The sequence below is a fragment of the Roseobacter sp. CCS2 genome, from assembly GCF_000169435.1.
Taxonomy (GTDB): domain Bacteria; phylum Pseudomonadota; class Alphaproteobacteria; order Rhodobacterales; family Rhodobacteraceae; genus Yoonia.
In genome coordinates, this window is record NZ_AAYB01000004.1 from 49,888 (window position 1) to 74,874 (window position 24,987).

Annotated in this window: 29 protein-coding genes; 7 read left to right on the top strand and 22 right to left on the bottom strand. The window is 57.0% G+C overall.

All coding sequences use genetic code 11. The features are described 5' to 3' along the window. The first annotated feature begins 2 nt into the window (after window positions 1–2). Window positions 3–1,418 (top strand): protein adenylyltransferase SelO, encoded by a 1,416-nt coding sequence (locus tag RCCS2_RS13485; RefSeq protein WP_008235143.1) that lies wholly within the window; start codon window positions 3–5, stop codon window positions 1,416–1,418. Here RCCS2_RS13485 and RCCS2_RS13490 read toward each other — a convergent pair. The 4 genes from RCCS2_RS13490 to RCCS2_RS13505 form a co-directional block, all read right to left on the bottom strand. Next, complete coding sequence (locus RCCS2_RS13490; RefSeq protein WP_008235145.1) at window positions 1,393–2,292, bottom strand: DMT family transporter; 900 nt, start codon at window positions 2,290–2,292, stop codon at window positions 1,393–1,395. The genes RCCS2_RS13485 and RCCS2_RS13490 overlap by 26 nt on opposite strands. A gap of 111 nt (window positions 2,293–2,403) precedes the next feature. Beyond that, a complete protein-coding gene (locus RCCS2_RS13495) occupies window positions 2,404–3,369 on the bottom strand; it encodes a DUF3179 domain-containing protein (RefSeq protein ID WP_008235146.1) in 966 nt (321 codons plus the stop codon). A gap of 92 nt (window positions 3,370–3,461) precedes the next feature. Further along, complete coding sequence (locus RCCS2_RS13500; RefSeq protein WP_008235150.1) at window positions 3,462–4,007, bottom strand: peptidylprolyl isomerase; 546 nt, start codon at window positions 4,005–4,007, stop codon at window positions 3,462–3,464. After that, window positions 4,000–4,506 carry a peptidylprolyl isomerase gene (locus RCCS2_RS13505; protein ID WP_008235152.1) on the bottom strand — a complete coding sequence of 169 codons (507 nt, stop codon included), beginning with the start codon at window positions 4,504–4,506 and terminating at the stop codon, window positions 4,000–4,002. Before RCCS2_RS13505 ends, RCCS2_RS13500 begins: the two co-directional genes overlap by 8 nt. A gap of 130 nt (window positions 4,507–4,636) precedes the next feature. On the opposite strand from RCCS2_RS13505, the gene RCCS2_RS13510 reads away from it, so the two are divergent. After that, window positions 4,637–5,815 carry a phosphoglycerate kinase gene (locus tag RCCS2_RS13510; protein WP_008235156.1) on the top strand — a complete coding sequence of 393 codons (1,179 nt, stop codon included), beginning with the start codon at window positions 4,637–4,639 and terminating at the stop codon, window positions 5,813–5,815. Window positions 5,816–6,001: 186 nt separating this feature from the next. Next, on the top strand, window positions 6,002–6,931 hold the full coding sequence (locus tag RCCS2_RS13515) for a class I fructose-bisphosphate aldolase (protein ID WP_008235157.1): 930 nt from the start codon (window positions 6,002–6,004) through the stop codon (window positions 6,929–6,931). A 26-nt stretch (window positions 6,932–6,957) separates the two neighbouring features. On the opposite strand, the gene RCCS2_RS13520 is transcribed toward RCCS2_RS13515, so the two are convergent. Beyond that, window positions 6,958–7,251, bottom strand: a complete 294-nt coding sequence (locus tag RCCS2_RS13520) for a hypothetical protein (protein ID WP_008235158.1) — start codon at window positions 7,249–7,251, stop codon at window positions 6,958–6,960. Between the two features lie 167 nt (window positions 7,252–7,418). On the opposite strand from RCCS2_RS13520, the gene RCCS2_RS13525 reads away from it, so the two are divergent. The 4 genes from RCCS2_RS13525 to RCCS2_RS13540 all read left to right on the top strand — a co-directional run bounded on the left by RCCS2_RS13525 (window position 7,419) and on the right by RCCS2_RS13540 (window position 11,597). Further along, window positions 7,419–7,718, top strand: a complete 300-nt coding sequence (locus RCCS2_RS13525) for an FtsB family cell division protein (RefSeq protein ID WP_008235159.1) — start codon at window positions 7,419–7,421, stop codon at window positions 7,716–7,718. 144 nt (window positions 7,719–7,862) lie between these two features. Further along, the gene (pdhA, locus tag RCCS2_RS13530) at window positions 7,863–8,873 is read left to right on the top strand and encodes a pyruvate dehydrogenase (acetyl-transferring) E1 component subunit alpha (protein WP_008235160.1); all 1,011 of its coding nucleotides are present in this window, start codon (window positions 7,863–7,865) and stop codon (window positions 8,871–8,873) included. Between the two features lie 3 nt (window positions 8,874–8,876). Then, entirely contained in the window at window positions 8,877–10,259 is a 1,383-nt protein-coding gene (locus RCCS2_RS13535; RefSeq protein ID WP_008235161.1) for a pyruvate dehydrogenase complex E1 component subunit beta, read from the top strand. Window positions 10,260–10,271: 12 nt separating this feature from the next. Then, window positions 10,272–11,597: a pyruvate dehydrogenase complex dihydrolipoamide acetyltransferase gene (locus tag RCCS2_RS13540; RefSeq protein ID WP_008235162.1), complete on the top strand. Its 1,326-nt coding sequence runs from the start codon at window positions 10,272–10,274 to the stop codon at window positions 11,595–11,597. Window positions 11,598–11,649: 52 nt separating this feature from the next. Here the strand turns inward: RCCS2_RS13540 and cysE are convergent, their stop codons facing one another. The 17 genes from cysE to RCCS2_RS13625 all read right to left on the bottom strand — a co-directional run bounded on the left by cysE (window position 11,650) and on the right by RCCS2_RS13625 (window position 24,921). After that, window positions 11,650–12,459, bottom strand: coding sequence for a serine O-acetyltransferase (gene cysE, locus RCCS2_RS13545; RefSeq protein WP_008235164.1), 810 nt, complete (start codon window positions 12,457–12,459; stop codon window positions 11,650–11,652). An 82-nt stretch (window positions 12,460–12,541) separates the two neighbouring features. Then, window positions 12,542–12,835: a DUF7742 family protein gene (locus tag RCCS2_RS17980; RefSeq protein ID WP_008235166.1), complete on the bottom strand. Its 294-nt coding sequence runs from the start codon at window positions 12,833–12,835 to the stop codon at window positions 12,542–12,544. Then, window positions 12,832–16,719: a baseplate multidomain protein megatron gene (locus RCCS2_RS13555; protein ID WP_008235168.1), complete on the bottom strand. Its 3,888-nt coding sequence runs from the start codon at window positions 16,717–16,719 to the stop codon at window positions 12,832–12,834. The genes RCCS2_RS17980 and RCCS2_RS13555 overlap by 4 nt, the downstream gene beginning before the upstream one ends. Window positions 16,720–16,724: 5 nt before the next feature. Then, window positions 16,725–17,156 (bottom strand): peptidase, encoded by a 432-nt coding sequence (locus RCCS2_RS13560; RefSeq protein ID WP_008235170.1) that lies wholly within the window; start codon window positions 17,154–17,156, stop codon window positions 16,725–16,727. Continuing rightward, the gene (locus tag RCCS2_RS13565; protein ID WP_008235172.1) at window positions 17,153–18,034 is read right to left on the bottom strand and encodes a DUF2163 domain-containing protein; all 882 of its coding nucleotides are present in this window, start codon (window positions 18,032–18,034) and stop codon (window positions 17,153–17,155) included. Before RCCS2_RS13565 ends, RCCS2_RS13560 begins: the two co-directional genes overlap by 4 nt. Beyond that, complete coding sequence (locus RCCS2_RS13570; RefSeq protein WP_008235174.1) at window positions 18,031–18,663, bottom strand: DUF2460 domain-containing protein; 633 nt, start codon at window positions 18,661–18,663, stop codon at window positions 18,031–18,033. Before RCCS2_RS13570 ends, RCCS2_RS13565 begins: the two co-directional genes overlap by 4 nt. 8 nt (window positions 18,664–18,671) lie before the next feature. Continuing rightward, the gene (locus RCCS2_RS13575) at window positions 18,672–19,331 is read right to left on the bottom strand and encodes a phage tail tape measure protein (protein ID WP_037294218.1); all 660 of its coding nucleotides are present in this window, start codon (window positions 19,329–19,331) and stop codon (window positions 18,672–18,674) included. Continuing rightward, window positions 19,324–19,518 (bottom strand): rcc01693 family protein, encoded by a 195-nt coding sequence (locus RCCS2_RS13580; protein ID WP_008235176.1) that lies wholly within the window; start codon window positions 19,516–19,518, stop codon window positions 19,324–19,326. Before RCCS2_RS13580 ends, RCCS2_RS13575 begins: the two co-directional genes overlap by 8 nt. A gap of 3 nt (window positions 19,519–19,521) precedes the next feature. After that, entirely contained in the window at window positions 19,522–19,836 is a 315-nt protein-coding gene (locus tag RCCS2_RS13585; protein WP_008235177.1) for a gene transfer agent family protein, read from the bottom strand. Continuing rightward, window positions 19,836–20,252, bottom strand: coding sequence for a phage major tail protein, TP901-1 family (locus RCCS2_RS13590; RefSeq protein ID WP_008235178.1), 417 nt, complete (start codon window positions 20,250–20,252; stop codon window positions 19,836–19,838). Before RCCS2_RS13590 ends, RCCS2_RS13585 begins: the two co-directional genes overlap by 1 nt. Before the next feature lie 28 nt (window positions 20,253–20,280). After that, window positions 20,281–20,694 carry a DUF3168 domain-containing protein gene (locus RCCS2_RS13595; RefSeq protein ID WP_008235179.1) on the bottom strand — a complete coding sequence of 138 codons (414 nt, stop codon included), beginning with the start codon at window positions 20,692–20,694 and terminating at the stop codon, window positions 20,281–20,283. Then, window positions 20,691–21,029, bottom strand: coding sequence for a head-tail adaptor protein (locus RCCS2_RS13600; protein ID WP_008235187.1), 339 nt, complete (start codon window positions 21,027–21,029; stop codon window positions 20,691–20,693). The genes RCCS2_RS13595 and RCCS2_RS13600 overlap by 4 nt, the downstream gene beginning before the upstream one ends. Then, on the bottom strand, window positions 21,026–21,625 hold the full coding sequence (locus RCCS2_RS13605; RefSeq protein WP_008235188.1) for a head-tail connector protein: 600 nt from the start codon (window positions 21,623–21,625) through the stop codon (window positions 21,026–21,028). Before RCCS2_RS13605 ends, RCCS2_RS13600 begins: the two co-directional genes overlap by 4 nt. A 171-nt stretch (window positions 21,626–21,796) precedes the next feature. Then, window positions 21,797–22,978, bottom strand: a complete 1,182-nt coding sequence (locus RCCS2_RS13610; RefSeq protein ID WP_037294220.1) for a phage major capsid protein — start codon at window positions 22,976–22,978, stop codon at window positions 21,797–21,799. A 32-nt stretch (window positions 22,979–23,010) separates the two neighbouring features. Beyond that, a complete protein-coding gene (locus RCCS2_RS13615; protein WP_037294245.1) occupies window positions 23,011–23,541 on the bottom strand; it encodes an HK97 family phage prohead protease in 531 nt (176 codons plus the stop codon). 2 nt (window positions 23,542–23,543) lie between these two features. Continuing rightward, entirely contained in the window at window positions 23,544–23,750 is a 207-nt protein-coding gene (locus tag RCCS2_RS13620; protein WP_008235193.1) for a hypothetical protein, read from the bottom strand. Further along, entirely contained in the window at window positions 23,740–24,921 is a 1,182-nt protein-coding gene (locus tag RCCS2_RS13625; RefSeq protein ID WP_008235194.1) for a phage portal protein, read from the bottom strand. Before RCCS2_RS13625 ends, RCCS2_RS13620 begins: the two co-directional genes overlap by 11 nt. Window positions 24,922–24,987: the final 66 nt, after the last annotated feature.

Here is a 24,987-nt window from a genome sequence, read left to right on the forward strand (position 1 = left end):
AGATGCATATTCCTTTTGAAAATTCCTACGCACAACTGCCAGCGCAGATGTATACGGCGCAATTGCCGACGCCTGTGAAAGCGCCGCAGATGATTGTGGCGAACGTCGATTTGGCGAAGATCCTTGGCATTGATCCGGCGGACCTGATGACACCCGAAGCGGCACAGGTATTTGCCGGAAACCATATTCCCGATGGGGCGGCCCCCCTTGCCCAAGTCTATGCGGGTCATCAGTTTGGCAACTGGAACCCGCAATTGGGCGACGGGCGCGCGGTGCTGCTGGGCGAGGTCATTGGCACTGACGGTATCCGCCGCGATATCCAACTCAAAGGGTCTGGCCCGACCCCCTATTCGCGTCGCGGTGACGGACGCGCGTGGCTGGGTCCGGTGATGCGCGAATATCTGGTAAGCGAGGCGATGCATGCGATGGGCGTGCCAACAACCCGCGCGCTGGCCGCTGTGACAACGGGTGAGGATGTCTACCGCGAAGAGGTTCTTCCCGGCGCGGTCATCGCCCGCGTGGCGCAAAGCCATATCCGCGTCGGCACGTTCCAGTTCTTTGCCAGCCGCGGCGATATGATGGCGCTGCACGCACTGACAGATCATGTGATTGCGCGGCACTATCCACAGGCGAACGGTCCTGCAGAACTGCTTGATCTGGTCATTGCCCGCTACGCCAAGCTGATCGCGAAATGGATGGGTTTGGGGTTCATCCACGGTGTGATGAATACCGACAATGTGTCGATTGCCGGTGAAACAATCGACTATGGGCCTTGCGCCTTCATCGACGGCTTTCACCCTGACAGCGTGTTCAGCGCCATTGATCAGTACGGGCGCTATGCCTATGCCAACCAGCCCGCAATCGGGGCTTGGAATATGGCGCAGTTTGCGACCTCACTGATCCCATTGATGCCTGACCGAGAGGCGGCGATTGAAGATTTCACCGCCGCTGTGCACCGGATGCCAAGGATTTATGAGGCCGAGTGGCTCAAGGTCTTCGGCGCAAAGCTAGGGCTTGCAAACCCGATAGAGGATGACCGCACCCTGATTACCGATCTTTTGGATCTGATGACGAAAGACGGGGCAGATTTCACCAATACTTTCGCCAGTCTGGGTAGTGCCAGCGCACGGGACCAATTCATCAAACGCGACGCCTTTGATGCCTGGGCAAACCGCTGGCATTTGCGCAAATCAGATGATGCAGCATCCATCATGGCGCAAGCCAACCCGCAGATCATCCCGCGCAATCACCGCATAGAAGAAGCCATCGTTGCTGGACGCAAAGGTGACTACGCCCCGTTCCACGCGCTTTTGGCAGCCATCACCACCCCCTACGCCGCCTTGACCGGCGACACCGCCCCCTTTGCACGTGCGCCAAGCAAAGATGAACAGGTTACGCGGACATTTTGCGGGACCTAATCGGTCTGTTGATCAGCAAAATGCCCAACGCCACCAGTACCAGAGCGGCAATCAGATTTGGTCCGATCTCTTCCCCCAGCAAGAGCCAGCCCAACCCGACTGCCAAAACCGGCGACAGAAAACTGAAAGAGGCCACACCAGAGGCCGGATAGATCGACAAAAGCCATAGCCAAAAGATGAAACCCGCGCTGACAACGACAACAATCTGAAACAGCAGCCCAACAAAGTGGATCGGTTCCAGATCACGAATAAATGGCCCGAAAAAGAACGCCGCAATCAGCAGGACAGGCGCGGACACACCCACCTGCCACATCAACTGTATCTCTGGACGTACCCGCGACAGTGATGATGCTTTGGCCAACAAGGCCGTCAGCGCCCAACCCACAGCTGCACCCACTGCTGCCAGATCACCCCAAAAGCTGCCTTCCCCATCGTCACGGGTCAAAATCGCAAGCGCGACACCAAGCAGTGCCAGCCCAAGACCCAAGGCTTTCACCGGTGTCACCCGGTCATCGGGCATTACAAAATGCGCCATGATCGCCAGCCAAACGGGCATTGAATAAAAAATTACGCTCGCGCGGCTGACTGCTGTCAGATCAAGCGCCGTGAAAAGGCACAAAAACTCAAACGCAAAAATCAATCCCATCGTGAAACCGGCCAGCCGCGTGCCTTTTTCAAAGCGCAAAGGAATGCCGCGCCAACGCAGCCATAACCAAATACATAAAACCGCGCCTGCCGACCGCAGCCCTGCAAAAAATACCGGCTGCAAGCCCCCATTGGTGACCTTGATCACAACTTGATTGAAAGCGAGTAGCAGGGCGAAACCTGTCAGGGCCACGGCCCCGAACAGATCAATCTGAGATTTCTTTTCCATTGCCGCCAGATCATGCGCGCAGCATCAAACTGTCAAGCAAAACCCCTGACTTTTGATAGACCTGCAAAAAACGTTCGCCGGATGCATTATTCCTCTGGCCATCTACAGCCGCTAATTGCCCAGCATCCAGTCACCATCCGGCCAGAACGCGTGAAAGGCAAACGCAAACATCACGTCATGGGGCAAATCGTTACCATCCGCATCACGCACACGCACATTGCCGACTTCTTTGCCTGATCCGATACGCGCTGAATCCAGTGCCGAAGCTTGTCCTTGCGTCCATGTAAAGCTTACGCCCGCTTCAGTCAGCTGCCTTTCTTCAGACAATCGCGTCAGCGGCCAGGCCCGATCACCCGCACGGACCACGCGGGCCAATGCGGGAATATCATGGGGTGGCATTTCGCCGGAATAAAGAAACGGACGGTTCGAGCTGTCATAGCGCACATAGGGGTTGGCGCCGTAATTGCGGTTGAACGGCGGCTGCGCCATCACCAACCCATCGGGATTACGTGTCGAAAACGCCTCCCAGCTTTCCATCCAACTGGGCAGACTGACCAATTCGGTGCCCGTCAGGTCACCTACAATCGCCTCACCAATCGCTTGCTGCCACCAGCTTTCGGTTTCGCGGTCATACATGATCATATCCGAATTGCGTAGCTTGCCAGAAACACCAAAGCTTAGCGTGCCTTGTGCGACGCGGCGGTCAAAGGTGATCCCGGAATTGCACAGCGGGCAGAAGGTGACGGCGACCGGAATACCCCCGACCACGTCATTCACGATCTCATGCCATGTCAGATATCGGATCGGATAGGCGCGCGGCACCTCGCCTGCGATCTCTAGCGTGATAACGGGTTCGCGTGGTTCCAGATTGGGTTTGTCCGCGACGGCAAGAAAGGTTGGATCATCAATGGCCGGAATGCCGTCTTTGGGCGGGCCGCCGGACATAATTTCGACCCAACTGTCGACCGTGTTGGTTTCAAAATCAGTATTTGGCCATTCAAAAGACCAAAACTCCGGGCTTGCCACAGACATGCTGGCGGCAGTGCAAAAGGCTGCGATGGTGGGGATCAGGCGCATCGGTCTCTCCTTAATATTCGGTCAGAGAGTGGTCGATTGCGCCGGGTCAGCCTAGCCCCCTCGCGGATATGTGAGGGGGCTGGCGTTTTTCGTTACTCTGTCACGCGGACGGCGGCCATCATATCAGGCTGGCCGATCACCGCACCATTGGCACCGGTGCCGCGTTTGATCTGATCGACCAGTTCCATACCTTCAGTGACCTCGCCAACCACGGTATACTGTCCGTTCAGGAAATAACCGGGTTCGAACATGATAAAGAACTGGCTATTGGCCGAGTCCGGGTTTTGCGCCCGTGCCATGCCGACGACGCCGCGTTCAAACGGGATATCCGAAAATTCCGCGGGAATATCCGCAAACTCGGACCCGCCGGTGCCGGCCCGCGACAAATCCATGCCCATCACGCCATTTTGCACATCACCTGTCTGGGCCATAAAGCCTTCAATCACCCGGTGGAAAACGACGCCATCATAGTTGCCTGCCTCGGCAATGGCCGTGATCTGTGCTGTGTGCAGCGGTGCCGTTTCCTCGAACAGGTCGATGACGATAGTGCCGTTGGCCTCACCCTCAAGATCAATCTCAAGGCCCGCGCTGAGCGCCGGTGTCGCGGCAATCGCCAGAATTGCTGCAAACTTATACATCTGCGGCAACTTTCACGCTGATCATCCGGTCAGGGTTCATCGGCGGCTCGCCCCGTGTGATCGCATCAACGTGTTCCATGCCAGACACAACCTGACCATAGACAGTGTACTGCCCGTTCAGAAAGTCGTTGTCCTTGAAGTTGATAAAGAACTGGCTGTTGGCAGAGTTGGGGTTCTGCGACCGCGCCGCGCCGATAGACCCGCGTGCATGCGGAATTTTAGAAAATTCGGCAGGGACATCGGGCATATCAGAGCCACCTGTGCCAGCGCGCCCAATGTTAAAATTGTCTTCCATGTTGCCGTTGGCCACATCGCCCGTTTGCGCCATGAAGCCGTCAATCACCCGGTGAAAACACACGTTGTCGTATTTGCCAGCGCGCGCGAGTTCCTTCATCCGCGCCACGTGGGCCGGTGCCACATCAGGCAACAATTCGATGATCACGTCACCGTCTTTGAGTGTCATGATGATGGTGTTCTCTGGGTCTTTGATGTCGGCCATCGGGCTCTCCTTAATCTGTGGTTCGCACCTGACATATGGCCCATTGATGCAATTGCCAAGCAGGTCCGGTTGACGCGGGCGCCCGATTGCCGCAACACCTTGCTAAAATCAACCTTATGGGAGCACGCCGATGGCTTGGAAAACACTTGACGACATGGACTTTGCGGGCAAACGCGCGTTGGTGCGGGTGGATATCAATGTACCGGTCGAAGACGGTGTTGTGACCGACACCACCCGGATTGAGCGGATTATCCCAACGGTTGATGATATTCAGGAAAAGGGCGGCAAGGTGATCTTGATGGCCCATTTCGGGCGCCCCAAAGGTCAGGTCGTGCCAGAAATGTCGTTGGAACACATCGCCCCCGCGGTCGCCGATGTGCTGGGGCTGCCGGTCACATGGGTGAATTCCGACTACGGTGACGCCGTGGCCAAGATGGAAGGCGATGAGGTTCTTTTGCTGGAAAACCTGCGCTTCAATCCCGGCGAGGAAAAGAATGACGCAGGTTTTGCCAAACGTTTGGCCAGCCTTGGTGATATCTATGTCAACGATGCTTTCTCTGCGGCGCACCGCGCGCATGCAAGTACAGAGGCGATTGCCCGCCTGCTTCCCGCTTGTGCGGGACGTTTGATGGCAGAGGAGTTGAGTGCGCTTGACAAAGCACTTGGGACGCCAAAGCGCCCTGTGGTCGCTGTTGTCGGTGGTGCCAAGGTTTCAACCAAGCTGGACCTGCTTGGAAACTTGGTGGGCAAGGTTGATCATTTGGTGATCGGCGGCGGGATGGCGAACACGTTTTTGGCAGCCCAAGGCATCAACGTGGGTAAATCGCTTTGCGAGCATGATCTGGCAGAGACCGCCCGCGAGATTTTGGGCAAGGCCAAGGCCGCTGGCTGTGAAATTATCCTGCCCCGCGACATTGTCGTCGCGCGCGCGTTCAAGGCCGGTGCTGACAGCGAAACGCTGGCCCCCGATGCTTGCCCTGCCGATGCGATGATCCTTGATGCAGGGCCCGCGACGGTGGACTACATCAGCGGTGTTCTGGACAACGCGGAAACGCTGGTATGGAACGGCCCATTGGGTGCATTTGAAATTGCGCCTTTTGATGCCGCGACAAATGCTGCCGCCGCGAAGGCCGCTGCGCTGTCAACGGCAGGCAAGCTTATCTCGGTCGCCGGTGGCGGTGATACGGTTGCGGCCCTAAATCAGGCGGGCGCGGCGGATGACTTTACCTATATCTCGACCGCCGGTGGCGCGTTTCTGGAGTGGATGGAAGGCAAGGAATTGCCAGGCGTTGCGGCCCTGTCCCGGTAACACCGCTTGTTGGGGCGCTGCCCCCGTCCCTGCGGTCCTCCCCCGAGGTATTTTTGAACATGAGAAGTGTATTGGCGGCATGCAAAACACGGTGTTTGCGATAACATCCCGTCCGATTGCGCTAACACATTTGCAACCCTGCGCAGGCCCGCCTATCGCTGCTGTAACAACATAAAGGGGCCTGCCATGAAAACGACCAGAATTGTTCAGAAAATCCTTGCCAACTATGAGGGTGAGACCCCCGGAGTAAAGGCCAAACTGGCCGGTATCCTGATGAACGGGAAACTGGGTGGCACCGGCAAGATGATCATCCTGCCGGTCGATCAGGGGTTTGAACATGGACCGGCCCGGTCCTTTGCGCCCAACGCCCCCGGCTATGACCCGCACTACCATTATCAGTTGGCGATTGACGCCGGGTTGAACGCCTATGCGGCCCCATTGGGTATGCTTGAGGCCGGCGCAGACACATTCGCAGGGCAGATCCCCACGATCCTGAAAGTAAACTCGGCCAATTCTTTGATCCCGAATGAAGCACCCAAAACGCAGGCGATCACGGCCTCTGTTGATGATGCGCTGCGCCTTGGTTGTTCTGCAATCGGCTTTACGGTTTATCCCGGGTCATCGGCTGCGCTGAACATGTTCGGCGACATTGCCGAGATGCGCAAAGAAGCCGCCGCCAAAGGCATCGCGACGGTGATCTGGTCCTACCCCCGCGGTGAAGCGCTGGACAAAGACGGCGAGACAGCAATTGATATTGGCGCTTATGCGGCACAGATTGCGGCCCTGCTGGGCGCGCATATCATCAAGATCAAACTAAGCACCGATCATCTGAGCTTGCCCGAGGCAAAGAAGGTTTACGAGGCCGAAGGGATCGATATCGCCACCCAAGCGGCCCGCGTGCGCCACTGCGTGCAAAGCGCCTTTGACGGACGCCGGTTGATGGTCTTCTCAGGCGGTGCGGCCAAGGGAACTGACGCCGTTTACGACGACGCGCGCGCCATCCGTGACGGCGGCGGCAATGGGTCGATCATCGGGCGGAATTCATTCCAGCGTGACCGCGATGATGCGCTGGCGATGCTGGGGAAACTGGTCGAGATTTATCGCGGAAAAGCGTAATTCCGGGGTGTCGTGAAGTTTGAGGGTTAAGGGTTACATGGAATTTGCCAGTATATGCGATACCCATCCTTGCGTTCAATAATCATACACATCTGCTTATCACGATTGGCGGCGTCCATTTCTTCGCATGTGACCTGCACATGTTCTATCACGTCATCAACACCCATGTTGAGAAAGCACTTTCGCGGCATTTCTTTTTCAAAATCGGGATAGGTATCATCGTCGGGCAACCACTGACCGTCATCATGCGCAGATAAACTGCCGGGGATGATAAGCCCGCCCAACAGAGCGCAGAATAGCGGCGCGACAAAAACACACATACATCGCTGTCTGACCTGATCGCGCAAATCACTTATTCCCCTGCGTTTCAGCGCAACTTACCTCGCATGTTTATTGGCGGTCCACACATTTAGGGATTCCCTTTTCCAGCGTGATATGCGAATCGTTGTTTCAGTCACCCATCAGAGGTGACGTTAGAGGCAGACCTATGACACGACGCAGCCGTCCACAACTTGGCGCTTTGTTCTATTTCCTTGGCATGATCATGCTGGGGCTTTATTTCACGTTCGCTGCAGTGCAAGGCGATTATGGGCTGTTTAAACGGATTGAAGTGAAAGCCGAAGGTGATGCGTTGGCTGTTGAGCTTGCTGCGTTGCAGACCGAGGTCGCGCGGATGGAAAACCTGACCACCCGTCTGTCTGATAACTTCCTTGATCTGGACCTTCTTGATCAACAGGCGCGCGATGTGCTTGGCATGATCCGCGCGGATGAGATCGTTATCCGCTGATCCAATACAGTTAGTCACTTTGTGCAACGCGGCTATTCCAGCGGCACTTGACGATAGGTCACTTTGACTCTCGCATTTTTTCCACGCATGGTTTAGAAGATAGTTTAATACTAAACTATATACGAACACGCTGGAGGATAGCCCATGCCGCCCAAAAAGGCCGCCGCGAAACCCAACGTCTCAGCCGAGGAACTGCTGGGACATTACCGTGAAATGCTGTTGATCCGGCGATTTGAGGAAAAAGCGGGTCAGTTATACGGCATGGGCCTGATTGGTGGGTTTTGCCATCTTTACATCGGACAAGAAGCCGTTGTTGTGGGGCTTGAGGCCGCAGCGGATGAAGGCGACAAGCGCGTCACATCCTACCGTGACCACGGCCATATGTTGGCCTGCGGCATGGACCCCAAAGGCATCATGGCAGAGCTGACAGGCCGCGAAGGTGGCTTTTCCAAAGGTAAAGGCGGTTCCATGCATATGTTCTCGAAAGAGAAGCATTTCTATGGGGGGCACGGTATTGTTGCCGCTCAGGTGCCGCTGGGTGCAGGGCTGGCGTTTTCTGATAAATACAAAGGCAATGACCGTGTGACTTTCACCTATTTCGGTGATGGTGCCGCGAACCAAGGTCAGGTTTACGAAACCTATAACATGGCCGAACTTTGGGACCTGCCCGTCGTTTTTGTGATTGAGAACAACCAATATGCGATGGGGACATCGGTACAACGTTCGACCAAATCACCATCCCTTTGGGAACGCGGGGCCGCTTATGGTATTCCCGGCGAAGAAGTGGACGGCATGTCCGTTCTGGCTGTGAAAGAGGCTGGCGAACGCGCCGTCGCCCACTGCCGCGCAGGCAAGGGCCCCTATATTCTGGAAGTGAAAACATACCGTTATCGTGGTCACTCCATGTCCGACCCGGCCAAATATCGCACCCGCGAAGAAGTGCAGAAAATGCGCGATGAGCGTGACCCAATTGAACAGATCCGCGACATGCTGCTAACCGGCAAACACGCCAGCGATGATGACCTCAAAGCCATCGACAAGGAAATCAAAGCCATTGTGAATGAGGCCGCAGAGTTTTCAAAAGAAAGCCCGGAGCCTGCTTTGGAAGAGCTTTGGACAGATATCTACGCAACCGAAATTCCGCAGGAGGCTTAAGGAATGGCAACTGAAATTTTGATGCCCGCCCTCTCGCCCACTATGGAAGAAGGCACATTGGCCAAATGGCATGTCAAAGAGGGTGACACCGTTTCATCCGGCGACATCATGGCCGAGATTGAAACCGACAAGGCCACGATGGAATTTGAAGCCGTTGATGAAGGCATTATCGGCAAGATCGTCATCGCGGAAGGCACCGAAAGCGTGAAAGTGAACGACGTCATCGCGATCCTTGTGGAAGAAGGCGAAGACGTGGACAGCGCAGAGGTTGATACATCACAATCACAGCAACCTGTTGCAGCGGATAAAGAGCAAAGCTCTGAAACCGCCCCAGCTGCGGCAATGTCGCATCCTGATCCGGCCCCAACCCCTGACGCGACCCCCGATTGGGACGAAGATGTTGAGGTCAAGCAGACCACAGTGCGTGAAGCGTTGCGCGATGCGATGGCCGAAGAAATGCGCCGCGATGAGGATGTGTTCCTTATGGGCGAGGAGGTCGCCGAATACCAAGGCGCCTACAAAATCTCTCAAGGTTTGCTGGATGAATTTGGCGCAAAACGCGTGATTGATACGCCAATAACCGAGCATGGGTTTGCCGGGATCGGTGTGGGTGCCGCCTTTGGTGGCCTCAAGCCTATCGTCGAATTCATGACGTTCAACTTCGCCATGCAAGCCATTGATCACATTATCAACTCAGCAGCCAAGACGCTTTATATGTCTGGCGGTCAGATGGGTGCGCCCATGGTGTTCCGTGGCCCCAATGGTGCGGCGGCGCGCGTCGGTGCGCAGCACAGCCAGGATTATGCCGCGTGGTATATGCAGATCCCCGGCCTGAAGGTCGTGATGCCGTACTCTGCGGCGGATGCGAAGGGTCTGATGAAGACCGCGATCCGCGATCCCAATCCGGTGATCTTTCTTGAGAATGAAATCCTTTATGGCAAGTCGTTCGATGTGCCCGTGATGGATGACTTCACCATTCCATTTGGCAAGGCCAAGATCGAACGCGCAGGCGATGATGTCACAATCGTCAGCTTTGGCATCGGCATGACATACGCCTTGGCCGCGGCTGAAAAGCTGGCCGAAGATGGGATCAACGCCGAGGTGATCAATCTGCGATCCTTGCGTCCGATGGATACGGAGACCATTCTGGCCTCTGTCCGCAAGACAAACCGCTGCGTAACCGTCGAAGAAGGCTGGCCGCAAGGCAGCGTCGGTGGCTATATTAGCGGTGTGATCATGCAAGAGGCGTTTGATTATCTGGACGCCCCGGTCATTACCTGCACAGGCAAGGACGTGCCAATGCCCTACGCCGCGAACCTTGAAAAACACGCTTTGCTGACCGCCGACGAAGTCGTCGAGGCCTGCAAAAAAGTAACCTACCGGTAAGGAGACAGCGCAATGCCAACAGAAATCCTGATGCCCGCCCTGTCACCGACGATGGAGGAAGGCACGCTTGCCAAATGGCACGTTAAAGAGGGCGATACTGTATCGTCCGGTGACATTATGGCCGAGATTGAAACCGACAAAGCCACAATGGAATTTGAAGCCGTCGACGAAGGTGTGATGGGCAAAATCGTCGTGGCCGAGGGTACCGAAGGCGTGAAGGTCAACGATGTCATCGCCGTGTTGCTGGAAGATGGCGAGAGCGCGGATGATATCGGCGATGTCTCTGCAAAATCAGACGATGCGTCGTCCAATGCCGCACCGGCAAAGGCCAGCGATAAAACTGCGCCAGAGCAAGGCTATGGACGCGGTGAAACAGACGCCACACCTGCACCCGCATCAAGCAAAGGGGCTGATGGCAAACGTATCTTCGCGACACCATTGGCGCGCCGGATTGCGGCGGATAAGGGGCTTGATTTGGCCGATATCGAAGGGTCCGGTCCTCATGGCCGGATCATCAAGGCCGATGTCGAAAACGCGAAACCGGGCGAAAAACCCGCAACTGCAAGTGCGAAACCTGAGGCCGCCGCAACGCCAGCGATGGCGGCTGGGCCGTCGACAGACGCTGTCATGAAAACCTACGCAGACCGCCCCTTTGAAGAGGTGCAGCTTGACGGGATGCGCAAGACCATTGCCGCGCGCCTGACCGAAGCCAAACAATCGGTGCCGCACTTTTATCTGCGCCGCGATATTCAACTTGATGCGCTGCTGAAGTTCCGCAGCCAGTTGAACAAGCAGTTAGAGACGCGCGGCGTGAAACTGTCGGTCAATGACTTTATCATCAAAGCTTGTGCGCTGGCGTTGCAGCAAGAGCCCGAAGCCAACGCTGTTTGGGCGGGTGACCGGACGCTGAAGTTTGAGAAATCAGACGTTGCTGTTGCGGTGGCCATCGAAGGCGGTCTTTTCACGCCGGTTCTGAAAGATGCCGAGATGAAGTCTCTGTCTGCGCTTTCAGCCGAGATGAAAGACCTTGCCACGCGCGCCCGTGACCGCAAGCTGGCACCACATGAATATGTGGGCGGCAGCTTTGCGATTTCAAATCTGGGCATGTTCGGCATCGACAACTTTGATGCGATCATCAACCCACCACATGCTGCGATCCTTGCGGTCGGCGCAGGCACCAAAAAGCCAATCGTTGGCGCGGATGGTGAGCTGACAGTGGGCACGGTGATGTCGACAACGCTGTCTGTCGATCACCGTGTGATTGACGGGGCGCTGGGTGCGAACCTGCTGAACGCGATCAAGGACAACCTTGAGAACCCGATGACAATGCTCGCTTAAGCGACTGTTCGAAAAATGAAAAACGGCGGCTCAATCCTGAGCCGCCGTTTTGCTATTTGGATGTTTTCAGGATCTGATCCATTGAAATTGACGGCTGCGAACACCCCGCCTCGCCGACGATTTTGGCAGGCACCCCCGCGACGGTCTTCATCGGTGGCACCTCTTCCAGTACCACAGACCCGGCTGCGATCCGGCTGCAATGACCCACTTTGATATTACCAAGCACCTTCGCGCCCGCGCCGATCAACACGCCATTGCCAATTTTGGGGTGGCGATCATCATCCTCTTTGCCCGTCCCACCCAGCGTCACCGAGTGCAGCATGGAGACGTTATCGCCCACCACAGCCGTTTCGCCCACCACGATAGAATGTGCATGGTCAATCATAATGCCCTGCCCGATACGCGCAGCCGGGTGGATATCAACGCCAAACATCTCGCTTGTGCGCATTTGGATGAAATAGGCCAGATCGCGACGGTCATTATTCAGCAGCCAATGCGCAAGGCGATAGGCCTGCACAGCTTGGAAGCCCTTAAAAAAGATCAGCGGTTGCATAAAACGGTGGCACGCCGGATCACGGTCATAAATCGCCACAAGATCGGCACGGGCGGCCGCCACCAATTCTGGTGCCGCAACATAAGCCTGATCTGCAATCTCGCGCAAAATCTGTTCTGACATTTCAGGCGAGGCCAGTTTCATCGAAATCCGGTAAGCTAGCGCGCCCTCAAACGACTTATGGTGCAAGACACCTGCGTGGATGAGGCCACCCATTAGCGGCTCATCGGCAATGGCCGCCTCAGCCTCTTCGCATATACGATGCCAGACGGGATCAACTTCGGTCACTGTGGGTTGTGGTTGCGCCATAGCACTCACCTCGCGTTTATCAGACCTCTTTCATAGATCAGATACTGCCGCCAAGCCAAGAACAAAGCTGTGATGGATCATTTCACAATGTTTGATGTGTTTGATGCGCCAAAAGCGCATTTACGACAGCACAGTAAGCATCCAGCGCATCAAATTCTAATGCGGCCGGGCGCGGCGCCGCTTGCATGCGTACTGCGCGTGACAACAGTGACCCCACACCAAACTGCGGGTGTGGGGCGCCATGCAAAAGCCTATAGGCCTCTGCACACTCAGTCTCACCGATCAGCGTTTGCATAAGGCGCACACGCCGTTCTACCGGCACCTGCATCAATACACGCGCAGTCATTTCAATATCGGCAAGCTGCACCGGCCTCATAGATACTTGAGGATTTCGGTTGTCAGCCCAGCGCCAAAACGCTCTGATATTTGGGCGATTTCGATGGTGTAGAAACCGTATCCGATATCCGCTGCCACATCCGAACCTGCATAGGTCCAGGCAGGCGTGGTCACCACTTCTTCGCGCATGACGTTGCCCGCTTTTAGAACGCGGATGCGATAGGCTTCGGTTTCTTCACCCAGTGGAACCTCGCCATCAGCCCAGATATCACCGTCAATCCGGCTGCATCTGATCCACGACACCTCTACATCTGTGCCGTTCATCAGTACACGCGGATGCGCCACCGGATAAGGCCGCAACCCATTGCCGACAAATGCATGGGTCTCATACCGGAAACTCGCATCGCTCATCGCTTGCTTGGCTGGGCCAAAGCGATAGTGCCGCTCCGTGCCACGCGCCGCAGTGGGGATCGTGATCTGCTTAGGCACGGCATTGAGCAGGACAACCTGCGACCCTGCGGGCCATGTATCAGGCATCAACCCCCGGCTGCCCGCCTGCCCCCGCAGTAGGCCTGACAAACGAAATTTGCGTTCAGCCAGTGGTATAGCAGTTTGGAACTGAAGAATTTCCCAGTTGCCCCCCGACCCGTCACCAATGGCCAACGTGTTGGCCCCCGCAAGCACCGCTTCATACAAAGCCGAGCTGAGCGTGCCATTGATCAACGCCACCTCGACGCCATTTTGACGGTCCCATATGCCGACCGGTCCTGCGGCAAGCGGCGTTTGTGTCAAACCGACCGTGGACGGTTCATTCAAGACGTCCTGCAATGCATAATCGCTGTCTTGTGGCGCGCCATAAAGTGCGATGCTACCGGGCCACGGTCGCCCCGCTGCGGCGACATAAGGTGCATGAGGCAGTTCATCACCGGTCAGCAATGGCAGATCAAGGAACAGCAGTTCTGCCGGAATAGGCCCGACGTAAGGCCGTAACTCCACACCTTCCTCAGCCACGGCATGTTTGCGGTAAACCTCGGGCTCTACCCGTGTCGCCTCAACCAGGCGTAGGCCCGCCTCTTCAATGCGGTCAATGCGATAGGTGCCCCGGTGGTTTTGTATATCCAGCGCGACGGTGTCACCCGCCCCCACACCAGATTGTGCAGGCGGCAAGGCAAAGCGCACGGTTTCTCGCCCGATCCGTGCCTCTTGCAGCCAACGCGCAACAACCTCTTTGCCTTCCGCACGGGTCAGCACAACTGCGGCTTCGCTCCGCGTCACAGTGTGGGTCTGATCATCAGGCAGGACAATTTCTGCCGCAACTGCATCATAGTCTGCATCGGCCGCGATATGAGCAAACTGCACACGCCCGGCGATCTCTGCCGCTGCGGCACGGGCCAACGAAAGGCTTCGATCCGTTTCGGGATCAAGGGCGATGTCAGCATCTGTCAAATAATGATGAACCCGTCCGTCACGATTGCGAAACACCAGCATGCCATCACGTTCCAACGCGTCAAAGCCATAGGCCAGCATCAACGGCTGAAGTGCAGCGCGCCCTGTGCCGGTTTCGCCAACGGTGTAACCGCGAACCACCCCAAAAAGTTCGCTGACATCGTAATTGGTTAAACCTGAGCGCGCGCAAATCTCTGCCACAACGGACGCCAGCGATCGGTGCGTCACACGGCCATTCAGCCAAGGCCCCGTTGCATAGGCCCCACCATCCGGCCAAGCGGCAGTATTACCAGGCCAATACGGATAAGGACGCGGATCCCAGCCCCAGACATGCATGCGGGTCGTGTCGATCATGGCCCCGCCATAAACCGTTGATGCCGGGTTATTTTCCGGTTCGGCGTAATAGCTGCCAAAGGCCCGCAAATACTGCATCTGCATCAGCTCATCACGGCTACCGTTTGAACCGAAAGGTAATTTCGGTTTGCCGCACAAGACATGACACGGCCCATTCGCCCCCTTCTCAACAGCCGGGCATCCGACCGAGGTTAGCCAAATTGGCTTACTCTGCGGCACCCAATCCGTGGCCGGGCTTTGCCGAATACCACCGATCCGGTCATGGTGCTGATGCGACCACCAGCCTTGAAAATCCTTGGCGCGCCACATCCACGGCTCACCTTCAGGGTCTGTGATCGGTACGCGGCGCTGTGCATCTCTGGCCTCGGGCGTTGGGTAGGACCAGTCATAATGTTCTCCGCCTACGACGTTGGATCGCAGATAAGACAAGTTATGGATCGCACCTGCCGCTGCATCGCGGTGATCCGTCCCGTCGCGCCAATCCGCCAAAGGAAATGCGGCTGACACACCAACGAAATCAATATTCTCGTCTGCCCACAGGGGATCAAGGTGAAAGATCTTGTCAGCCGTCCCAGCGGGCTGCATCCCGTGATACTCTGTCCAGTCAGCGCTATAGCTGATTTTGCATCCTGCACCCAAAATCTGGCGCACATCTGCGGCAAGCGCGCGCAACGCATCGACCATCGGAAACCCATTTGCACCGCGTATGCGGGTCAGACCTGCCAGCTCTGTGCCGACACAAAAGGCGGACACACCACCTGCGGCAGCGCAAAGATGCGCATAGTGCAAAACAAACCGGCGATAGCTGTTTTCGGCAGCGCCCGTATACGTTACGCTGGTCCCCGATACGGCAAAATCAGCTACACCCGCCTGCCCTACAAAAGCAGCAACCTCGGCATCCGCCGCGGCTGTTCCGTCAGTGGATTCCGCAACGCCAGGTGCAAGCGCAATGGTCATATCACCCACCCAAGGCAAAGCAGCCTGTTCGGTGCCACCGGTGATCGGATCAGGTAAGCTGTTACCTTCAAGCTGATCCATCATCAGGACCGGACTAACCACAGCATCAAGCCCGCGCGCTTTCAAATCGACAAGTGCCTCGACAACGGCTCTATCTGCGGGGGTACCACCTGCAATCGGCACGCCCTCGACTTCGGCAACCTTGCCCGCTGTGGCCCGTGTCTGACCATTCACGACCCAAGGCATCGCCCCTGCATCAATCTGCCCCTGCACGACCTTGGGGGCGACCTGACAAACACCACAGCGCAAGTCATCCGCAAACCACATCAGCGGCAACATCACAGATCCACACTCTGGCAGCTCGGCCTCAAGCGCGTTCATTGAGACGGTAAAGTCGCTTCCCCCAAGCGGCGAATTTGTGTTCACTGCCGTCCGCGCACCAAACTCACTTGATGCATAAACCTGCGATGTCGCCAGCGCGTACTCGCCTGCACCCGGCATCAACGCCACACCCTGCACGGCGTTCGACAAATCAACTCCTTCGCTTTGCCCCGGACGCATTACTTCAAACGTCAGTTGCGGGATGCGATTGCCAAACTGGCCCAGCGCCAAATCCTCAAACACAACATAAGCCGTCCCACGATAGGCCGGTGTGTTATCCGCGCCTTCAACCGCGGCAATCTTGGGGTCAGGCAATTGGTCATGCGTGCCCACGTAAACACGCATATTCAATGTGTCCGGCGAAACCTCGGTTCCATCTGCCCAGATCCGGCCAATCCGGCTGATCTGCCCTTCACACAAAGCGACCGCCAAACTCACGCTGTAAGAATAGGTCGTCGTGCTTGGTTTCGGGGCACTGCCTTTCCCGCCCCCACTGGTGGATGACGTTTCAAGAAACTGTGACGCCCAGATCACCTGACCGGCCACACGCATGCGGCCATAGATTTGCTGAATGTCAGCGCCCTCCGCGGCCCCCGTAACCCGAAAACGGTCAATGCGCCCCGTCTCGACCGATCCACTGCCAGCACCCAGCAGTTGTTGGTCAATCCGACGACCAATCGCAGCTCCTGCCGCGCGCCCGATCGTGGCCATCGACAAGCCCAGAACAGACCCACCAATAGAGCCGCCCAGCGCCATTCCGGCGGCGGAAAGTGCAATCGTTGCCATCTGTCTTACCTCTCGATGAATTCAAATCGCGCCGCGATACGCTTGCGCCAAGGGGCCGAAAGCCAGCTTTCAACCACACCATGCCCTTGGTAGGCATGAATAAACTGCGGAAGTTCGCCTGCATCAGAAACAACACCCAAATGCTTGGCGACCGCCCCCTGCCGCATCCGAAACAGGATCACTTGACCAGGTGCCAATGGCGTCGACGTCGCCTCGCGAAGATGCCGGTCCGCGGCCGCCATCAACCGCTCTGCGCCCTGCGGCTCTGACCAATCTTGGGTGTACGCCGGTATCGCCTCTGGCTCGCAACCATACACCACGCGCCAGATACCGCGCAAAAGGCCAAGGCAATCGCAGCCAACGCCCTGAACCGAAACTTGATGTAAATAGGGCGTACCAACCCAACCCCGCGCAATATCAACCACCTGCGTATTCATCGGGTCAAACTCCCACCGGTATGAGATTGATCAGAACGCGGCACACTCACCAACCAGTCATCACCCGGCATATCGGGAAAGCCCTGATAGTTCAGAAAATTGCTGAACTTTTCGCGACAGGTCACAGGGCGCTTGTCGCATCCAGCTGTCAAACGCAAAACATCACCCGGCGATACCGGCGCATTCAGCGGTGACCACAGTGTGATCACACGCTCAGTCAGACCGACATCCGACTTGATCAACCCCTGCAACCCGATCGCCGCACCGCTAAGCACCTCAAGCACACCATGCTCAAACCAACCGATATTGAAATTCTTGATACCCGTCAGCGTAAACACCTGCCCTTCGCTGGGCGCATCCAGTGAATGCTCTAGCCGGTAAGACGGATGATCGGTGCCAAACCGGCAGCGCGCATCCCCGAACACAGCACTACATGTCTTGAGATATGATCGCCCCTGGGTTTGGTTCAGCGCCTCGGTCAACCCCTGCAATTCAGCCTCAAAACCGCCGGCACCCCGGGTGATCTCACCCAAAGATCCGCGAAACAGCGTTTTGCGCGCATTGGCATCATCCCAGCACACCAACCACACCTGCACAGTGGCACCATCATAGCGGCCCGCCAGAATATCAGCTTCGGCAATGGCATCATCTGACAGCACACCAAAAGCCTCGGTGTTATTCACGGACAGCCCTGTGGTATTGGCGATCGCGCGTGCACTTAGCCCGTTCTGCGGGTTAAATGTGATCCCGTCAAAATGCAAGTCCGCGTCATGGTCAGTAAACCCCAACTGCACACCGTCGCGCCTGCGGATCAACCAGCAATGGCAAGTATGGCTCACACCAGAGCGCAAGTGAGCATAAAGCGCATCTTCACTCATAGCCGCACCTCGACCACGGGTACATTGGGTACTTCGCCCGCCTGAAAGCTGGACACAGAGGTCATGATCACATCAGTGTCAAATCGCACGGGCACGTCAAACTCAAACCCGGCCCGCACTTCAGCCCCTGTATCGGGGGCGCTGGCAAAAGTCAGCAAGCCGCTGTCATAGTCCACCTCATAGTCCACACCCTGTTGCGCATAATCACCGCCAACCTGAGCGCGCACAGACCCATGTACAGGCTTCTTGACGGGGCGCTGATAGATGGCATCGCCCGATCGGTATGATTTGGCTAGTTGAAAACTGCGCGTCACCTCGTCGCCAACAGCCAGTAACTGATCAGATGCCGCAACCGCACAAGACGGTTTACACGACAAATAGTCGCTCCAGTCCTTCCAGCGAAAGCCGACAAGCTGGCCCTGACGCGCCTCAAAGAACGCAATCAAAGTTTCCACATCATCCAAAGACCGCAACCCACAGCCCGCATCATACCGCCTACGCGCATGTGCCCAAGGCGTATTGCGTTCTTCAAAGCCATTGGCCAGCGTCACAATCTCTGTCCGGCGCTCAGGGCCACCCAATGCGCCAAAGCTCAACGACGCAGGAAATCTTACATCATGAAAAGTCATATCGGCTCCTACCTATGGCGTTCGCTACGGCCCAAAACACGGCTCATCTGCGCGGCAATCTGACTGCTGCTGCGCTGAAAACCTTGCACATCCGGGGTGGAAATATTCATATTGACGGTCACGGCCCCGCCGCCCGCACCGCGCACGCCCAATCGACCATCTGCACCACGGGCCAGCGGCATAATCGCCTCAGGCCCCGCTTCGCCCATCAGGCCGGTGCCGCCGCGCATGGGAAAGGTCGTCGGACTGCTGACAACGCCACCTTTGGCAAAAGGCATCACACGGCCTTGGCTAAACGATCCGCCATCCGCAAAGGGCATCAGGCCAGACACAACACCATTCAGACCACCCGCCAGCAATCCACCAATGTGATCGGTGACAGGGTTTACAGCGGCTGAATAGGTCGTATTCACCATCTTCTCAGCCAAACCACCCAGCACATCGGTCAGGCTGCGCCCGTCCAGCACCAGCCCATCAAACGCAGACCGCAACCCTTGGCTAAAGCCACGTTCCAGATTGCCCAAATCACGGGTCGTATCACTCAAAGATCCCTGCACAGAACGCAACCGATCCTCAAACGCCGCCGTCATGGCTGAGGCATCACCTAGCGCCGTTTCCAGGCCCCCTACATCCGCCTCAAGCGCATCAATCTTGTCGATGTCATCCATCATCTTCATCCTTCACGTCATCAGGAAAATCGCGCAGCAAGGCATCAAACTGCACACGACCCATCGGGGCCTGCGCGCCCGTCGCACCCAGCATGATCTGCAACTCTGCCGGGGTCAGCGCCCAGAAATCACACGGTTTCAACCGCAACTGGTGCAGTCCCCTCTGCATGAGCCCGACCCAATCCATCGGCTACTCCGGCACCGCAAAAGCGCGCGCCAACATGAGTGCTGCAACCTTCGCGGCCCCCACAGGACCGCCTGCAATCTCAGCCGTGATCAGATCCGCCGCAGTGCCGGTCCAGCCGCCACCGCGCAGACCCGCAACAACCACCGCCATCACATCAGCCCCCGAAAAAGCAGCCCCTTCAAACCGGCGAATAAGATCAACCAATGACCCTTCGCCAAGGGCTGCTTCCAATTCAGCAAGCGCGCCCAGCGTCAGCTTGCAATCATGGGACACCCCATCAATCACAATCGCCACTTCACCAGTCCAAGGGTTCGCCATCAGATCAACGCCACAAAGGTCAGCGCACCGGCAGAGGCCAGCGACAACTCATAGGTCGCTTCCCCATTATGCGATCCGGCATATTCCACAGACGTAATCTGAAACGGCCCTTGCAGCGTGCCAAACCCCGGCACAATCACCTGAAAATCAGGCGTCTCACCATCAAAGAAAATCTGGCGCGCACGCTCATCGGTGGCTTCATCCTTGAACACACCCGATCCGGAGATCGCGGCCGTTTTTACACCCGCCCCGCCCAGCAATTCGCGCCAGCCGCCCGTACTTTCCAGACTGGTCACATCCACCGTTTCAGCATTCAAACTGATCCGTGTGGCGCGCAGGCCAGCGGCGGTTTCAAACATGCCACCGCCTGTCATATCTATTTTGACCAACAGGTCCTTACCATTTTGTGCAGCCATCAGGCGTACTCCTCAAATATCAGTTGGGTTACGTGTCATCCGCCACGCGGGCACGAAAAATCAGGTTGATCTGGCGGACAGCACCGCTGCCTACACGGGCGGCCTTGGCCTTCAGAAAATGTAGCGATACCAGCGATCCCCGGTCCAGCGGCAAAGGCGCATCCACCAACGCATCACTCACCGCGGCAGCAGCAGCCTTGGCGGTGGCAAACCCCGCACTTTGGGTCACAACAGTCACTGTAAACTGATGCCAGGCCCCCGCCCCGGTCTTATCCGACGCATCGCGCACATCCTCTGCCCCCAGCACCACATAAAGCGGCGGCAAAGCCCCCGTCGGCAAAGCATCATAGATATGGACACCGACCAAAGCATCTAACGCACTATCCGCACGCAACCGCTGAAACACCGCCCGTTGCAGGGCCGCAGCCACTCCATAACTCATGGGGCCACCTCCTCTTGCGCATGACAGGTCAGGTAGGCGGCATCGACACCCTTCTCGGCCACAGCGTAAATCTCAAACACCCGCGCCCCATCACGAAAACGCTGACCTGCCACCGGTCGCGACGGCGCACCATAAGGGGCGGCACGGACGGTAATGCGGTAAGGCACACGCGAAAACGTCGTCGCCGTCTCTGCCTTCTCACGGCCCGACCCGGCTTTCACCTCGGCCCATAACACGCCCAAAGGCTCCCAATCGCGGGTATAGCCACCGGCCCCATCAGCCACCTTCAAAGGGGCCTCCAGCACCAACGACCGGTTTAATTGCGGCGCACTCATGCCCGACCACCCATAAACAGACGGACCGTGCGATAGCTTTCAATCAACGCCAGCACACCAACAGGCATCGCAGGGGTACTGCGCGACACATCATGGCGATATTCATAGAAATGGGCCGCCAGCAACATCACTGCCTGGGCCAGGTCGCTTGGCAGATCAGACCACTCAGGACCAAAGCCCGCGAGCATCCCAATGCGCACCGATCCACCCGCAGACAACGCAGGCAAACACGTGCCAGCCGCCTGCAAACTCGGGCGCTGCATATCAGGCTCCAGATACCAGCTATCCGCATCCACAGCCGTCTCCGCCCCCTGCATATTCAACAGCGTCACTTCACTAATCGCATTCACCGGGGCCACAGGCAGCGGCTGACGGCGGGCATCACGCCATGCGGTCAAGGTCCAGCTAAACTCGCGCTCAATCAAGATCTTACCAGTGCGGGCCTCAATCGCGGCCATCGCCGCGCGCAGATAGCTTTCCAGCACTGCATCTTGAACTCCATCGTCGGAAAACCCCGACCCCAGGCGCAAATGGTCTTGAAATGCAGCGACCGGAAGCGCCGACATGGGCACGGTGGTCTCTTCGACTAACATCATGGAATTACTCCGAAAACTCTTATACCACTTCAGGCGATAGATCCCGGGCGCACCCGCCCCCCGCATTGCTCGGACGGAAGGGAACTGCTAGACAATGCGAGGATTGTCTTGATGTGCGCCCGGGCTGGGTACCGCGCGAAACACGCAGCACCCCATTCACGACCTCAGCGTTTAGCTGGCCGCGAATTTCAGCAGCTTGATCGCTGCAAAATCGCTCACTGCACCGCCAACACGCTTGGTCGCATAGAACAGAACATGCGGCTTGGCAGAGAACGGATCGCGCAACACGCGCAGATCAGGACGCTCAGCCACAGTGTAGCCAGCAGAGAAATCACCAAAGGCGACAGACATGGAATTGTCATCAATATCGGGCATATCTTCGGCAATCAGCACGCGGTAGCCCAGCAAACGCGCAGGCTCACCCACCGCAATGCCGTCGACCCAAACAAAACGACCGTCATTGTCCTTCAACTTACGGATATGACCAGCCGTCTTGGAGTTCATGACAAAGGTCGCGTTGGCGCGGTACTCAGCACCCAGCGCATAAACCAGATCAATGATCGGATCAGCGCGGGTGATCCCACCAGCGGTTTCAGACGCCACATAGCCAAGGTTGCCCCAGGTCCAGTTGTCATTGGCCACGGTGCCATAGGTCAGCATACCCGTCGGCTTATCAACGCCGTCACCTTCGATAAACGCCATCGCCTCGGCACGGGCAAACTTGTCGGCAATCCGGCCAGCCAGCCAACCTTCAATGTCAAACGCGCTGTCATCCAGCAAACGCTGCGATGCTTTCGGCAGGGCAGACAATTCATGCAACGGAATAGAAATGCGCTCAATACGCGGTGTATCGGTCTCGGCAACCGCACTCGCCTCAGTCGCCCAACCGGCACCCATTTCGGAATGATCAACCAGCACATCATAAGACGTCGCATCCACATTCACGACACTCGCAATCGAACGAATGGAAGCAGTCGAAGACAGCGTGTTCTGAATAGTATCCGCTGTTTGCGGATCCACCAGATAGCCACCATCAGCAGCCACAGCCGTGCCCATCGCTTTGCCTTCCATCTCAAGGCCGCGCAGCGCGTCATCATCGCCAGAGCGCAGGTAAGCGGCAAAGGCTTTCTGGTGTGGCGCATCCTCAGATGCCGCATGGGCCAGTGCCGTGCGTGAGGTCATCATTGTCTTTCGATCCAGCTTGTTCATCCGGTCATCCTGTTTTTGAAGTTTGGCATTCACGCCGTGGGAAAAGTCTTTGAAATCGCTCATAAACCCGGCAATCGCCGTGTTCAGAGACTGGGCAGGAGACACATCTTCCCCAGCCCGAGAATTGCTCTCAGTCTTACTCATCAATCAATCCTTTGATCGTTGCTCGGGCGGGCTCAGTCCCGCGCCATCATTTGGCGCGCACCCTCAAATGCCGCAGCCATCTCGCGCATTGCAGTGGCTGCCGGGTCATCGCCCTTGGCCCCCACACGCGCATCAGGAAGCATCGGAAAAGTGACCAAAGACACCTCCCAAAGTTCCAACTCCGACAAAAGGCGTCCGCCCTTGTCATCCTTGCGGGCCTTCACGGTGCGATAGCCAATAGACAGACCATCAATCGCCTTGGCCGCAATCAGCGACGCGGCTTCACGACCCTTGGCCACATCGGTCAGCAACCGGCCTTTGACCCACAGACCCGTGGCATCCTCGCGCACCTCGTCCCACACACCAATCGGCTGGGCCGGGTCATGCTGCCACAACATCTTCACACCGCGCCCTTTGGCCAGCGACGCACCATAAGCGCCCGTCTCAACGGTATCGCCACCTTGGTCAGACTTACCAAACAGCGACGCATACCCGCTGATCACGGTGCCATCCGTGACGGTCACCTCAGTGCCAAGCGCACAAAACTTATGTTCCAAATTCATCATCAGGCTCCACTCAGCGCTTTCACAATTTCAAAAACCAACAATCCGGCGCAGCCGCAGACAATCAGCCAGACCTGCCATTCCAAACGGGTCACCATGAACTCAATCCGGCCCAAGCGGACATCAACCTGCGCAAACCAGAAATCCGACACCGGCGGCGGGCCATCACGGCGCGGCTTGCCGTCCATCCCAACAACATTACGCGCCATCACCGACCTCCAGCGCAGGCAGTCCCAGCAACGACCGCTTCTCAGCATCCGTCAAAAAAGCGGCCTCACTCACCCGGCGCCACTGCGCATCCCGCTCGGCAGACAAGGCCGGGATCTGATCCAAATCAGGGCGCAACATCACGTCTTCGCCTGCGTAATCCGACAACCAAACAGCAATCGCAGACATTACGCGGGTCGCCAGCGGCAACACCGTCAAACGATAAAACGCACGGTTCGCCTCTTGATAATTCGCATAGGTCGCATCCCCCGGAATACCCAGCAGCATCGGCGGCACACCGTAAGCAATCGCAATCTCGCGCGCGGCAGCCTCTTTCGTCTTCTGGAACTCCATGTCAGAGGGCGAGAACCCCATCGGCTTCCAATCAAGCCCGCCTTCCAACAACATCGGACGGCCTGCATTCTTGGCCCCCTGATGCTGCGTCTCCATCTCGCACAACAACCGATCATATTGATCATTGCTCAGCGAAGACTGACCATCCGCCCCACGATACACAATCGCACCAGACGGACGGGCCGCATTATCCAACAAAGCCTTCGACCAGCGCGACGCCGCATTATGCACATCAATCGCTGACGCCGCGGCTTGCAACGCAGAAAACCCATAATGATCATCTTGGGGATGAAAGCTCTTAATATGGCAAATCGGGCTCAGCCCCTCAGCCACATTGAACCGATGCTTGCGACCATTGACCATATACTCATAACCAACAGGCCAGCCATCGGCCCCCGGAACCACAGACATGCGATCAGACCGCAAAACATGCATCTCAACAGGCAAGGCCTCATCAGCCACAGCCTCCAGATACCCATTGCCGGTCAACAACACCTGTCCGAACAAAGCCTCCAACAACTCCGCACGGCCCTGCCCCGCATTCGGACGGGCCAACAGCGCCTGCACCGGATGCGTCTCATAACGACGGTCGGCATCCTGCAATACTACTGGCAAAGCCGCCGCCGCTTCTGCAATCAATTTCACCGCACGAAACCCAATCGGATTACCCGAAAATCCAGCCTTCGTCAGCGACACCACATCGCGCGGCGACCAGGCAACACGACCGGCACTCGACATCGCCATCACACGCCCCGTGGCCGAGGCTTTCACCTCAACTCCAGACGTGTCTGGCTTGGTACGGTTTAAAAATTCAAACATTCAAAACTCCTAGTGCCGGTCGGTGGTGACCATCTGCAGTTCACGAAAAACAATTTGCCTCGGCGG